Below are 12,263 nucleotides of genomic sequence, written 5' to 3'. Positions count from 1 at the left end.
CCGAGCGGGTTTGTTTTTTCATCATTCAATCAACTAGACCAGCGCTGGCTTTTTCTCCAGCATCGTGCCTTCCTGCGCGTAACGCACATGCCAGGAGAATGCCTTTTCCAGTACATGCGGAGTGTGCCCGCCGCGTGTGAGTGCTTCCTCATAGTACGCCATCAATTGATCGCGGTACATCGGATGCGCACAGTTCTCGATAATTTTGATGGCTCTTTGACGCGGAGCCAAGCCTCTCAGGTCAGCCAAGCCTTGCTCGGTCACGATAATATCTACATCGTGCTCAGTATGATCCACATGAGAGGCAAACGGAACGATGCTCGAAATATTTCCACCTTTGGCAATCGACTTGGTTACGAAGATGCCCAGACGTGCGTTGCGAGCAAAATCACCAGAGCCGCCGATGCCGTTCATCATTCTCGTACCTGATACATTGGTCGAGTTGACGTTGCCGTAGATGTCCGCTTCAATCGCGGTATTGATCGCAATCAGACCGAGGCGGCGAATCAGCTCCGGATGGTTCGTGATTTCTTGCGGACGCAACAGCAGCTTGTCACGGTATTGGGCGAAATTTTCTGTGACATGCTTCATCTTGTCAGCCGTTAATGTAATCGAACAACCTGAGGCAAACGAAATTTTACCTGCGTCGAGCAAATCAAACACGGCATCCTGCAACACTTCCGAGAAGACAGTCAGATCTGTGAATTCCGAATCCAAAAATCCGTTGAAAACCGCATTTGCTACCGATCCGATTCCCGATTGCAATGGCGCGAGGTTGTTCGGCAAGCGCCCCTCTTTTACCTCCTGACGCAAAAACTCGATCAGATGTGCCGCAATCTGCGCCGTTTCTTCGTCCGGTTCCACAATTGTCGAGGGAGAATCCAACTGATTCGTCAGGACAATCCCTTTTACTTTATCCGGATCGACGGGAATCCCCGCTGTGCCTATTCGCTGATCCACGGACGTGAGCGGAATCGGTTCACGCTCTCCCTGTTTCGCTGGAGTATAAATATCATGGACGCCTTCCAACTCCACCGATTGAGCCATATTCAACTCAATGATGACATGCTTGGCATTTTCCACGAAAATATTGGAGTTCCCCACGGACGTAGCCGGAATAATCATGCCCTCTTCTGTAATTGCAACCGCTTCCACAATGGCGTAATCGATCGCGTCTATCGCTCCCTGACGGATTGCTTCCGCTGTATGCGACAGATGCTGATCAACGAACATCATGCTGCCATCGTTGATTTTTTTGCGCATGACCGGATCTGCTTGAAAAGGCAGTCGCTTGTTGATGATCCCCGCTTCTGCCATCACGGCATCCACATCGGAGCCGAGTGAAGCTCCTGTATATACGTTTACGCCAAAAGGCTTGTTCTCTTTTTTCGCCAGCTCAGCCAATGCGAGCGGCACGACCTTGGCATCACCAGCACGCGTGAAACCACTTAACCCGATTGTCATGCCATCCTCAATCCATCCTGCTGCTACCTCAGCCGTCACGATTTTATCTGCCAGTCTTTTATCGCGTAAGCGCTCCCACATCATTGTGACCTCCCATGCCATCTTTATTGCCTTTACACTAGCACATGGATTCTGAGCGGGCACTCGATTTTCAACAAAACAGAATATTTAAGCGGCGATCAAGCAAAAACGACAGCGAACCATTCTCATTTGTCAGATATTTCAGAAGCCGAGCAATTGCCGAAACGAGCTGGCATACGACTGACTCACAGGAACTCTCGTCTTTTGCTTGTCCTTCATCTCCAATAAAAACGTCGAATGAAAATGCGGGTGAATAAAGCCGATCGATTCCATATTGACGAAATACGACCGATGACAGCGCACAAATCGCTCTTGCGGGAGCATGTACTCGAGTTCAGCCATGTTGTATTTGTTCGCATATGATCCACTAGCCGTATGCAGAAGCGTTTTTCCTTCATGAGAGCTGATAAAGACGATCTCCGTTAACGGAATGGGTAGCCAGCCGTCCTCCCCTTTTCCGACCAAAAACGATAGACGCGGCTCCGGATTTGTGAGCGGAACGTTTTGAGGTGGATAGATGGCGGTAATACAGCCCATGACCTGACCATTTCGCACTAATGGAAGCGAGAGTCCGTAGTACGGCACACCAAAAATACGACTCTCCACCTGATGCCCCACTTTTCCCATTTCCATGAGTGCTTGATGTGTAGCCGAGCCTATGGGAACGAGATCCCCTGGCGTAATTTTCAAATCAATATTGGAACTCGGTTGATAGTACAAGTATTGTGAGCCGTCCGAGATCGCAATCGATACCCCGTCTGGCACGACTTCCCCAATCATTTGCAGCACCTCTGGAACCAATCTGTCCCCCATGCTGATTCCTCCTGCTCCTGTTATTGCTTTTCTATCTTCTATTAAATCACATTTCCCTGCCCCCAAATCAATCCTTCTCTTTCCTCTCTATACAAGCGAATCCATCCGATTACAGTCAGGCATTGTGCTATCATGAGATTACAAAACATTCACGATTGTTTGAGCAAAGGCGGTGCAGCATGGACCACACCATTGTCTTGATTGCAAAAGGAACGGACACTCTCGAATTTTTGTTAAAAGAACTGCGAGCTTACTTCGAGCCGTATTGCAAAGTCGTCGGTTACGCCAGCCATGAGCATATTCCCGATTTGAGCGGAGTCGATCATGTCTTTATCACAACCAAATCCCCGGAGCTGTACACAGTTGCCCGTCAAGCTGTCGCCGACTCCGTACCCATCACGGTTTTAAACCGTTTTTTCGAGTTACGCAAAATGAAAGCGCTGATGCAGATCCCTCCGGGGACGACCGTCCCTGTCATGAACAATTCGCCAGTGACGGCACAAGAGGTCATCCAAAATTTAATAGAAGCGAACGTCGATCATATCAATTACGTTCCTTTTCACCCTGGCTGTACATTTGATGATCTCGAATTTCAGTACGCAATCATTATGAGCATCGCTGATGTACCGCTGCCTCCTCACGTGGAGGTTATCGATCTCGGATTTCGCAAAATCAACATTCATGACTTGATTGATATCGGTCGCAAGGTAGGCGTGCCCAGTGAATGGGAGCGCGAGTACTTGTCTTCCTTCATCTTAGAAATGTCTGAGCTCGCGAAAATGCTCGGCACCTCCTACGCAGAAGTACAAAAGCTCAACAGCCAGCTACAATCTACTTTTCAGGCAGTCAAAGACCCCGTGATCGCTTGCAACGAACAAGGTCTGATCACGTTTATAAACGAGGTCGCTGTTGAGCTGTTTTGTCCACAGGCATCCTCTATTGTTGGACAACCGTACACGGTGTTAAAGGAGCACAGCTTGCTGCAGCCCTTTTTTGAGCAGGAAGATCAGGAGGACGCACTCGTAACCATTGATCACAAACAATTTATCGTCAGCAGTCAAAGCATCCGTCGCAGACATGAGCATTTAGGCTTCGTTTGTACACTAAAAGACGTGACCGAAATCCAACGCTTGCGAACTACGCTTACTTTGCGCGGTCATACAGCGACCTACTCCTTTTCCGATATCAAAGGACAAAGTCAACCGCTGCTCCAAGTCATCGAACTCGGCAAAAAGATGGCCAAAAACAATCAAACGATTCTACTGACAGGCGAAAACGGAACGGGAAAAGAGCTGTTCGCCCATGCCATTCATCAGCACTCGTTACGCAAAAACGGCCCCTTTGTCGCAATCAACTGTGCCTCCTTGCCGGAAAACCTGCTGGAGAGCGAGCTATTCGGCTACGAAGACGGTGCCTTTACAGGAGCACGAAAAGGCGGAAAGCCCGGCCTGTTTGAGCAAGCGGACGGTGGGACGATTTTTCTCGATGAGGTGGGGGACATCTCTGGGGCCATTCAGGTCAAGCTACTTCGCGTGCTGCAAGAAAAGCAGGTCATCCGCGTGGGCGGTACAGGCATTCTCTCTGTGGATTGCCGCATCATCGCTGCTACCAATCGTGATTTGGAAGACGCTGTTTCCCAAGGAGGCTTTCGCGAGGACCTTTTCTATCGTTTGGCTGTCCTGCCGATCCAGATTCCGGCTTTGCGCGAGCGAATCAGTGATATTCCCCTTCTCATCGATGAACATCTGGAGCAGCAAGGCATTCGTAAAACCTGGTCGTCAGAAGTAATGGAGCTATTCTATCGCCATGACTGGCGGGGGAACATTCGCGAACTGAAAAATGTCGTCGACTATGCCATTACGGTAAGCGAGCATCCTGTCATCGGCATTCAGGACCTCCCTAAACGATTAACGGATAGCCTGTTTCAAAAGCAGCAGTCGGCTTCTATCCCCAATTTGGACGACAACCGCGACCTGGATATTTTGTATTGCTTGCATCATTATTACGTATCCAACAAACCAGTCGGGCGTTATCAATTGGCGCACTCCCCTGAACTACAGTCCGTAGGCTGGACGGAGAGTGCACTGCGACACAAGCTAAAACTGCTAGAGCAGCAAGGTTTCGTGCGTTCAGGAACAACCCGACAAGGAACCTCCATCACCCCCGCGGGTATTGAATTGTTGCGAAAACACGGGCGGATTTAGCTTCCGCCCAATGAATAATAGGATGTATTAGGCTGCATAAAACCTAATAAACATTCCTAAAGCTCATTTTATTCCCTTACCTTACCTATGAAAATCCACTGAAAACGCTTATATTCGGGAAATTTCGACACTTGGCACGACCCTTGCTTGTCATAAGCAAAAAAAAGCGAGGTGACCTCATGTCTACACATCCATTGAAACCTGCAAAGAAACGTTTTTCTGTGCCGCATACCTATGCCATCCTCTTTATCATCATCATTTTGGCAGCCCTAGCTTCCTACGTGCTCCCGGCTGGTGAGTTCGAACGCGTCAAGGACGTTGCCTCAGGCAAGACCGTCGTCGTCAACGGCAGCTACCATCCTGTAGAAAGTGATCCGGTCTCGTTCTTTGACATGTTCAAAGCGATTCCAGAAGGGATGCAAAAAGGAGCACAAATCATTTTCTACATCTTTATTGTAAGCGGTGTATTCGGAATCATCCGTCAGACTGGAGCGATTGAAGCCGGGATCAATAAAGGTGTCCGATACTTGGAAGGGCGGGAAAAGCTGCTCATTCCTGCTTCCATGTTCCTCTTCTCCATCGGTGGCTTCACAATGGGAATGGCAGAAGAAAGCATCATCTTCGTTCCGATCGGTATCGCTCTGGCTCGTGCAATGGGCTTTGATGCCGTAACAGGTACGGCCATGATCACCATGGGGGCGGCAGCCGGCTTCATGGGCGGAATGATCAATCCATTTACGGTTGGGGTGGCGCAGTCGCTCGCGCAATTGCCGCTCTTCTCTGGTCTTACCTTCCGTGCTGTTGTGTATGTCTTCGTACTCGGTTTTGCCATCTGGTACGTCATGCGCTATGCGTATCGTGTGAAAGCAGACCCGACCAAGAGTGTGCTTTATGGCGTAGAGAATCACGAAAGTCAAGAACAGGAAACAGTAGACATCCCAGATCTGAATGCACGCCACAAGCTCGTGTTCCTGGTAATGGTCTGTGGTCTCGCCTTCAACGTATACGGTGTATTCAAGTACGAATGGTTCCTGACAGAGCTTACCGCTTCCTTCCTGATCATGGGCCTGGTTGCTGGTCTCGTCGGAGGTTTATCGGTCAATACGCTGTTTGATTCCTTCGTCGCTGGTGCGAGAGCCGTTACGTTTGGCGCACTGATCGTCGGTTTTGCCCGTGCGATCACGGTCGTCTTGGAAGACGGTAAAATAATCGATACGATGATTAACAGCCTGACTTCGGCGATTAGTCATTTGCCAGATGCCGTAACCGTCATCGCCATGTTTGTGATTCAAGCCTTTCTCAATCTCTTCATTTCTTCCGGTAGTGGACAGGCAGCGACAACGATGCCAATTATGGTACCGATTGCGGACTTGCTCGGCATCCAGCGTCAGGTAGCGGTTCTTGCCTTCCAATACGGTGATGCGGTCACCAACTCCATTATCCCGACTTCTTCTGCGTTGATGGGCTATCTGGCTGTTGCAGGCATTCCGTATGAGAAATGGGTCAAATTCATTTGGAAGCTGCTAGCCGGTTGGGCCGTGATCGCCTCAATCGCGCTCATTGTAGCAGTGACAATCGGCATTTCGTAACAAATGAGCTTTTCGCAAAACTGGCTGCGTCAAGTAGATTGGCGTAGCCTTCGCTTCACTTATTGACTACCTACGAACGAAACCGATGGAGGAACCATGCGCACAACGATCAAACAATTGCAGCCCGCCATTTTTTCTCTATACGAGCATTTACACCAGCATCCAGAGATAAGCTGGGAGGAAATCCAAACCACCTCATTCATCGCTGACTTCTTGAAAAAACACAATTGCCGTGTCACTACCTTTGACGACGTGACAGGAGTTGTCGGCGAATGGGGCGATCTGACACCAGGAAAATTCACTGTAGGCGTACGAGCTGACATGGACGCACTCTGGCAAGAAGTGAACGGCGTCTTTACCGCGAACCATTCCTGCGGACACGATGCGCATATGACCATGGCATTAGGTGTCCTGATGGTATTGCAAGCATTGGACGTCCAGCTCCCTGGGCGCCTGAAGCTCATTTTCCAACCAGCAGAAGAAAGCGGAAATGGCGCACTTGCGATGGTGAACAAGAAAGTTGTGGACGATATTGATTTTCTGTACGGTGTCCATCTTCGTCCCATACAGGAAATCCCGCGCGGCACAGCTGCTTCTGCCATCTTGCACGGGGCGGCTGGAACGATATCCGGGCAAATCAAGGGTGCCGATGCTCACGGTGCACGGCCTCATCTCGGAGTCAACGCTATCGAGGTAGCCACTGCAATTGTCGAGCAGTTAAAAGGCATTCATCTCGATCCGCTCGTCCCTTATTCCGTCAAAATGACGCAGCTTTCCGCCGGCAGCAAAAGCAGCAATATCATTCCGGGCTCGGCGCAGTTCCACTTGGACCTGCGGGCACAGACGAATGAAGTCATTCACGCCCTATTTGCCCGTGTCGAGCACATTTTGCAACACGTTTCCCGTCTCTATGAAGTTGAACTGTCTTACGAAATCACCGAACGCGTCTATGCGGCGGAAGTGAATGAAGAAGCGAGACTGATCATGGCGGATGCCATTACCCAAACCTTGGGAGCAGAGAAGCTCGAACCACCGATTCAGACACCGGGCGCGGAGGACTTCCACTATTACACAAAAGAACGTCCACAGCTTCGGGCGACCATGCTTGGTTTAGGCTGCGGCCTGACACCAGGACTTCATCATCCGCAGATGACTTTTGAAAAAGAAGCACTGTTAGACGGCATCGAGATTTTGGCAAGAACGGTACTGAAAACGTTTGAGCGACAATCCATATGAACGGTTGAGGAGAGATGAACATGAAAATCGAACGCGTGGACCTGCAACGAATCAAAATTCCGTTGAATTCCCCTTTTGAGACGAGCATGGGAGTCGAAACCCACAAGGAATGCATTCTGGTGCGTGCATACAGCGGTGCCTATGTCGGGTTCGGCGAAAGCGTCGCAATGGACGTCCCTGTTTACAATGAGGAAGATGTCGATACGGTCTGGTATATGCTCGAAAAGTATTTAATCCCGCAGCTGTTTTCAAGGGAGATCGAGCATCCTGATGACGTTTCCCGCCTCTTCTCCTGGATGCGCCGCAACCACATGGCCAAAGCCGCTTTGGAAGGTGCCATCTGGGATTTGTACGCCAAAATGAACGGCCTCTCCCTCTCCCAAGCATTGGGCGGAACTCGTACGACGATTGACGTCGGGGTAAGTATCGGAATCGAGCCGACCATCGAAAAACTGCTGCAACGCGTAGAAGGCTTCATTCGTGACGGCTACAAAAAGATCAAAGTGAAAATCAAACCGGGCTTTGATGTCGAGCCAATGCGTGCGATCCGCAACACATTTGGACCAGCCGTTCCTCTGATGGCGGACGCAAACTCTGCATATACGCTGGCAGACATGGAGATGCTGAAGGCTTTGGATGGCTTCGGTTTGATCATGATTGAACAGCCATTGGCTCATGACGACATCATTGACCATGCGACCTTGCAAAGGGAACTAAAAACACCGATCTGCCTCGACGAAAGTATCCATACGGTGGAAGATGCCCGCAAAGCACTCGAGCTCGGCAGTTGCCGGATTATCAACATCAAGATCGGTCGCGTAGGCGGTCTCACCGACGCCAAGAAGATTCATGACCTGTGTGCGACACGCGGCGTACCAGTATGGTGCGGAGGAATGCTGGAGGCAGGGATTGGACGTGCGCACAACATCGCGATGGCTTCGCTTAGCAACTTCACGATTGCTGGCGACACATCCCCGTCCCATCGCTACTTTGCGGAAGATATCGTGACACCTGTCATCGATTTTGCAGCACCTGGTATGCTGGCTGTACCGACAACTCCAGGAATCGGTTTCGACATCAATGAGTCTGCCATTCGCAATGCCCTAATCGAGCATAAAAGCTACTATGCAAATCAAGAGTCTACTACCACTGTCATTCCAACCTGGTAGACAACACTCAATCGAAGTGAGAAAGAACAGAGAGAGCCTATTGGCCTCCCTGTTCTTTTTATTTAGGTGATTGTATTAATCCGTAATCGTCAAAAGCTTGCACAAATTTCGCTCGGCATGAGCTCTCTTCTCTGGCGGAAACCGCTTTAGCAGATCCAACGCAGCATACGGAAGCTTCAATGCATGAGGATCGCTGTACAGTCTTTCCCAGTATAGCGGTGAAAAAATTTGTTCAAACGCAGGCTCCTTCACCTCATCCTCCAAAGTAAACGGAGGAACATGGCGATTCAAATAGATTTGAAGACGATGGTTTACGATTCCAGGCTTCACAATATCCTCATAACCGAATCGTTCCAGATCTGTTAACGCATGAGCATGTGTGATGTTATGGACGACCTCGCTCGCCAAATGATAGCGTACCCCGTTAATATCACGCGGTGGTATAACCAAATGTAGCTCGTCAAACGCCCGCTCTGCCATCTCTGCAGTTGTATGGTAAGGCGCAACTTCGTCTTTGACATCATCAATTGTCATGCCATGGTAATTCTCAATGCCCCAATAACGGTCTAACCTGTCTTCTGTCGTCGCTTTGAGAATCTTGACCAGGCCGTTCACCACAGTCGGAGTGATCATATCAGGGCGCTCGCGCAGTGCTTTTAATGCCAACACACCTAGTGCTAGTCCATGACCTGAGGTCCGCAGTTGCTTCACATTTTGCTGGAGGCCATCGATGACGTGCTGTAACAAGGAGGAATCAGCTTGCTCGTCTTGATCTAGTGGAACAAACCATTCAGGTTTTTGCTTGCGGAAGGACTCGCATGTCCGCTCAATGCCCTCTTTTACATGTTCTGGGAGATCGTGCTCACGATCCATGAAGTACCCTGCCAATAAGGCTGCCCCATAATGACCGTCGAACCATCCTGCTCCAGCTGCACGTGCCATTCCCGTAATGCCAAGCTCCAAGTAAGAATCAAGTAAACGCATGTAACTTCCTCCTTTTTCCATTTATGTACCCATCATATACTATACATTTTTGTTTGTAAAGTATTGTATTTTGGTTTTTCGCTCATATAAAAAAGGCCCCGTATATCCGGAGCCCTTCATCTACTCGCTATCCTTTTCCTTGCTTAATCCAGTTTAAATTCTACTTCGTCTGTCTCTGGCCGATAATCGACAATCAACCCTCTTCCATTCATATACCACAACTCATCTTTTTCCATATAAAATGTGATGCCATCCTCTACTTTAGAAATGCCGATTTCATTCGGCAACTCTTTGGCAATCCCCATCGAAAATGAATCCTGAACCGTACTAACGCCTCCATACCGGACAAAAAAACGAATGCTGTCTCCTTCTTTGCATCCCCATTCTTCCCGAAACCATGCTACCGCTGCTTTAGTGATCGTCATGTTCATTAGTACGCCACTCCTCTCTGCTAATAGTTTACCTCAATTTAGAGATATTTGAAACATAAAAGTATATTAAATGGAATTGCTCCACTATTTGAAAAAAAACCGATTCCCTACGCTGGGAAAACGGTTCTTTTCATCTGATTAAGGCTTTATTGGAAGTGTAACCAAAAAACTCGTTCCGATACCTACCTCACTGCTAACCTGAATCTTTCCGTGGTGCGCATCCACGATCCATTTGGCAATGGAAAGCCCCAAGCCTGTTCCTTCTGTCGCTCGAGAGCGCATTTTATCCACCCGAAAGAAGCGATCAAACAAATACGGAATATCCTCTTTGGAAATCCCGATCCCACTGTCTTTTACGAGAATCGAAACGCGACCGCCTTCCTTTTTGCAAGAGACATAAATCCGGCCGTCTTCGTTCGTGTACTTCAAGGCATTGTCCAGCAAGATGACCATGAGCTGATGCAGACGTTCTTGGTCTCCCACCATCTCAATGGGTTGCTCGATGTCTGTTTCGAGACGAATTTCCCGTGCGATGGCAAGTTGTGCAAAAACCTGGGTGCATTTCATCGCGACTTCGTCTAAGCGCAGCGTTTTATTCATGATCTGCAGCTCGTTAGAATCACTGCGAGCCAGTGTGAGCAAATCAGAGACGAGCTTGCTCAAACGCTTGGCCTCCTGCATCCCAATCATGATTTTTTCGCTTTCCTGTTCAATCGTATGATCCGGGTGTCTGAAAAGCCTCTCCAGATTGACCATGATGGCCGTGAGGGGCGTCCTCAGCTCATGAGAAGCATCGGCAATAAACTGCTGTTGTTTTTCCCACGAGACTTGGATCGGGATGAGTGCCCTTCTCGCCAAAAACCACCCAGTCACGATCGCAATGACAATACTGATAATGTCGCCGATGATGACAACGTACAGCAAGCTGTCCAGCATGTTTTGCTCAGGTGCCAGATTGTAAATTAGTTGGAACTGGTACGCGGTCTGTATCCGATTACCTACAACGACCTTTTTCGGAACGGTAACTGTCTGCACGCGATAGACTTGTCCATTCACAGTTTTCGTTTCGATTCCGTCTGCTTTTCCGTTATGCTGGAATTCTGCATACTCCTCCGGCTCCAGCCGGTCACCAAAAGCGGTCCCGATGACACGCCCAAAACCATCCCAGACAAGCAAAACATAGCGGCGATCCAGATCGTTAAACTTTTTCCTCTCCTGACGGTTGTATGGAAAAGGGTCGTCTTCAATTCGATGGAGACGAGGCAAGGAATCAACTGCCAGCCTTTGACTGACTTTGGTCATTTCTCGGTCCACCTGCGAATAGAGACGGTACTTCATCGTGTAGTAGACTGCACTCCCCAGCCCGTTTAACAAGAGAAGCACCACTACTACGTTCAAGGTTACGAGCCGAATCCTCGTTTTTCGAAACATCATTTGTCTTCCTTTTTCAAAATGTAGCCCACATTGCGGATTGTTCGGATGAAGCCTTCGTAAGCACCCAGCTTCTTGCGCAGGTAGTGGACATACAAATCGACCACTCCGTAATTCGCATCTGAATCAATTCCCCATACGCGGTCAAAAATTTGCTGGCGCGTCAATATTTGCTCCCGATTTTGCAGGAAGTACTTAAGCAGCTCGTACTCTTTCGTTGTTAGCTTCATCGGCTCATCATCAACAAAACCGTCATATTCATTTATCTTCAGCGATAGAGGACCGTATGCCAACTCGCCTTCTGCGTTCTGTTTCCCTTGTCGGCGCAGAAGGGCTCTCACTCTCGCCGTCAGTTCTTCGGCCGCAAAAGGCTTGACCAAATAATCATCTGCTCCGGCATCCAATCCCTCGACTCTCGACTCTACGCTATCTTTTGCCGTTAAAAATAATACCGGCGTCATTATACCTTTTGCACGCAACGTTCTCACCAGTGAAAGACCATCCATTCCTGGCATCATAATGTCTAGGACCAACAAATCGTAGATGCCGCGTTCCGCCAACAACAAGCCGTCATCTCCGCGCTCTGCTTTATCCACCTGATATCCTTCATCGGTCAGGACTCCTGCAATTGTCTGAAGCAGCGCTTTTTCATCCTCCACTGCAAGAATAAGCATATTGATCCCTCTTTCATTTGAAAAAGCTGTATGTCATTCAGCATAGCATAATCGACTGGAATCACAATAATGACCACGCTCGCCGATCTCGGCTGTGCACACGCTCCTTTTATTAGAGCATGTATTTTTTTGAATCAGATTTGTAGGTGCTGGCGGAAATACAAAAAAAGCTGCATTCTCCATTACT

General features: G+C 49.0%; 10 protein-coding genes. 4 read left to right on the top strand and 6 right to left on the bottom strand.

Annotated features, from left to right (window positions below; translation table 11 throughout):
• Positions 1–33: 33 nt before the first annotated feature.
• Positions 34–1,545, bottom strand: coding sequence for a succinyl-CoA:acetate CoA-transferase ScpC (gene scpC / locus HP568_RS12300; RefSeq protein ID WP_048036107.1), 1,512 nt, complete (start codon positions 1,543–1,545; stop codon positions 34–36).
• Between the two features lie 141 nt (positions 1,546–1,686).
• The gene (locus HP568_RS12295; protein ID WP_048036106.1) at positions 1,687–2,358 is read right to left on the bottom strand and encodes a LytTR family DNA-binding domain-containing protein; all 672 of its coding nucleotides are present in this window, start codon (positions 2,356–2,358) and stop codon (positions 1,687–1,689) included.
• Positions 2,359–2,537: 179 nt separating this feature from the next.
• On the opposite strand from HP568_RS12295, the gene HP568_RS12290 reads away from it, so the two are divergent.
• The 4 genes from HP568_RS12290 (at position 2,538) to menC (ending at position 8,556) form a co-directional block, all read left to right on the top strand.
• Positions 2,538–4,562 (top strand): sigma 54-interacting transcriptional regulator, encoded by a 2,025-nt coding sequence (locus HP568_RS12290; protein ID WP_173629221.1) that lies wholly within the window; start codon positions 2,538–2,540, stop codon positions 4,560–4,562.
• A 179-nt stretch (positions 4,563–4,741) separates the two neighbouring features.
• Entirely contained in the window at positions 4,742–6,151 is a 1,410-nt protein-coding gene (locus HP568_RS12285; RefSeq protein ID WP_048036104.1) for a YfcC family protein, read from the top strand.
• 96 nt (positions 6,152–6,247) lie between these two features.
• Entirely contained in the window at positions 6,248–7,387 is a 1,140-nt protein-coding gene (locus tag HP568_RS12280) for a M20 peptidase aminoacylase family protein (protein WP_173629220.1), read from the top strand.
• Positions 7,388–7,407: 20 nt separating this feature from the next.
• Positions 7,408–8,556, top strand: coding sequence for an o-succinylbenzoate synthase (menC, locus tag HP568_RS12275; RefSeq protein WP_173629219.1), 1,149 nt, complete (start codon positions 7,408–7,410; stop codon positions 8,554–8,556).
• Positions 8,557–8,631: 75 nt separating this feature from the next.
• On the opposite strand, the gene HP568_RS12270 is transcribed toward menC, so the two are convergent.
• The 4 genes from HP568_RS12270 to HP568_RS12255 form a co-directional block, all read right to left on the bottom strand.
• Positions 8,632–9,540 (bottom strand): hypothetical protein, encoded by a 909-nt coding sequence (locus HP568_RS12270; RefSeq protein WP_173629218.1) that lies wholly within the window; start codon positions 9,538–9,540, stop codon positions 8,632–8,634.
• A gap of 143 nt (positions 9,541–9,683) precedes the next feature.
• Positions 9,684–9,971, bottom strand: a complete 288-nt coding sequence (locus HP568_RS12265) for a HesB/YadR/YfhF family protein (protein ID WP_173629217.1) — start codon at positions 9,969–9,971, stop codon at positions 9,684–9,686.
• A 138-nt stretch (positions 9,972–10,109) separates the two neighbouring features.
• Positions 10,110–11,405 (bottom strand): sensor histidine kinase, encoded by a 1,296-nt coding sequence (locus HP568_RS12260; RefSeq protein ID WP_053079666.1) that lies wholly within the window; start codon positions 11,403–11,405, stop codon positions 10,110–10,112.
• Positions 11,402–12,076, bottom strand: coding sequence for a response regulator transcription factor (locus tag HP568_RS12255; protein WP_173629216.1), 675 nt, complete (start codon positions 12,074–12,076; stop codon positions 11,402–11,404). The genes HP568_RS12260 and HP568_RS12255 overlap by 4 nt, the downstream gene beginning before the upstream one ends.
• Positions 12,077–12,263: the final 187 nt, after the last annotated feature.

It is taken from the genome of Brevibacillus sp. MS2.2, from assembly GCF_013284345.1.
GTDB classification, from domain to species: Bacteria; Bacillota; Bacilli; order Brevibacillales; family Brevibacillaceae; genus Brevibacillus; species Brevibacillus brevis_C.
The sequence above is the reverse complement of the archived record's forward strand: the minus strand, read 5'-3'. Positions and strand labels throughout refer to the sequence as shown.

Coding starts and splice junctions, on each gene's coding strand:
- scpC (WP_048036107.1), bottom strand. CDS start 1,545: ATGTGGGAGCGCTTACGCGATAAAAGACTGGCAGATAAAATCGTGACG.
- HP568_RS12260 (WP_053079666.1), bottom strand. CDS start 11,405: ATGATGTTTCGAAAAACGAGGATTCGGCTCGTAACCTTGAACGTAGTA.
- HP568_RS12285 (WP_048036104.1), top strand. CDS start 4,742: ATGTCTACACATCCATTGAAACCTGCAAAGAAACGTTTTTCTGTGCCG.
- HP568_RS12270 (WP_173629218.1), bottom strand. CDS start 9,540: ATGCGTTTACTTGATTCTTACTTGGAGCTTGGCATTACGGGAATGGCA.
- HP568_RS12290 (WP_173629221.1), top strand. CDS start 2,538: ATGGACCACACCATTGTCTTGATTGCAAAAGGAACGGACACTCTCGAA.
- HP568_RS12295 (WP_048036106.1), bottom strand. CDS start 2,358: ATGGGGGACAGATTGGTTCCAGAGGTGCTGCAAATGATTGGGGAAGTC.
- menC (WP_173629219.1), top strand. CDS start 7,408: ATGAAAATCGAACGCGTGGACCTGCAACGAATCAAAATTCCGTTGAAT.
- HP568_RS12265 (WP_173629217.1), bottom strand. CDS start 9,971: ATGAACATGACGATCACTAAAGCAGCGGTAGCATGGTTTCGGGAAGAA.
- HP568_RS12255 (WP_173629216.1), bottom strand. CDS start 12,076: ATGCTTATTCTTGCAGTGGAGGATGAAAAAGCGCTGCTTCAGACAATT.
- HP568_RS12280 (WP_173629220.1), top strand. CDS start 6,248: ATGCGCACAACGATCAAACAATTGCAGCCCGCCATTTTTTCTCTATAC.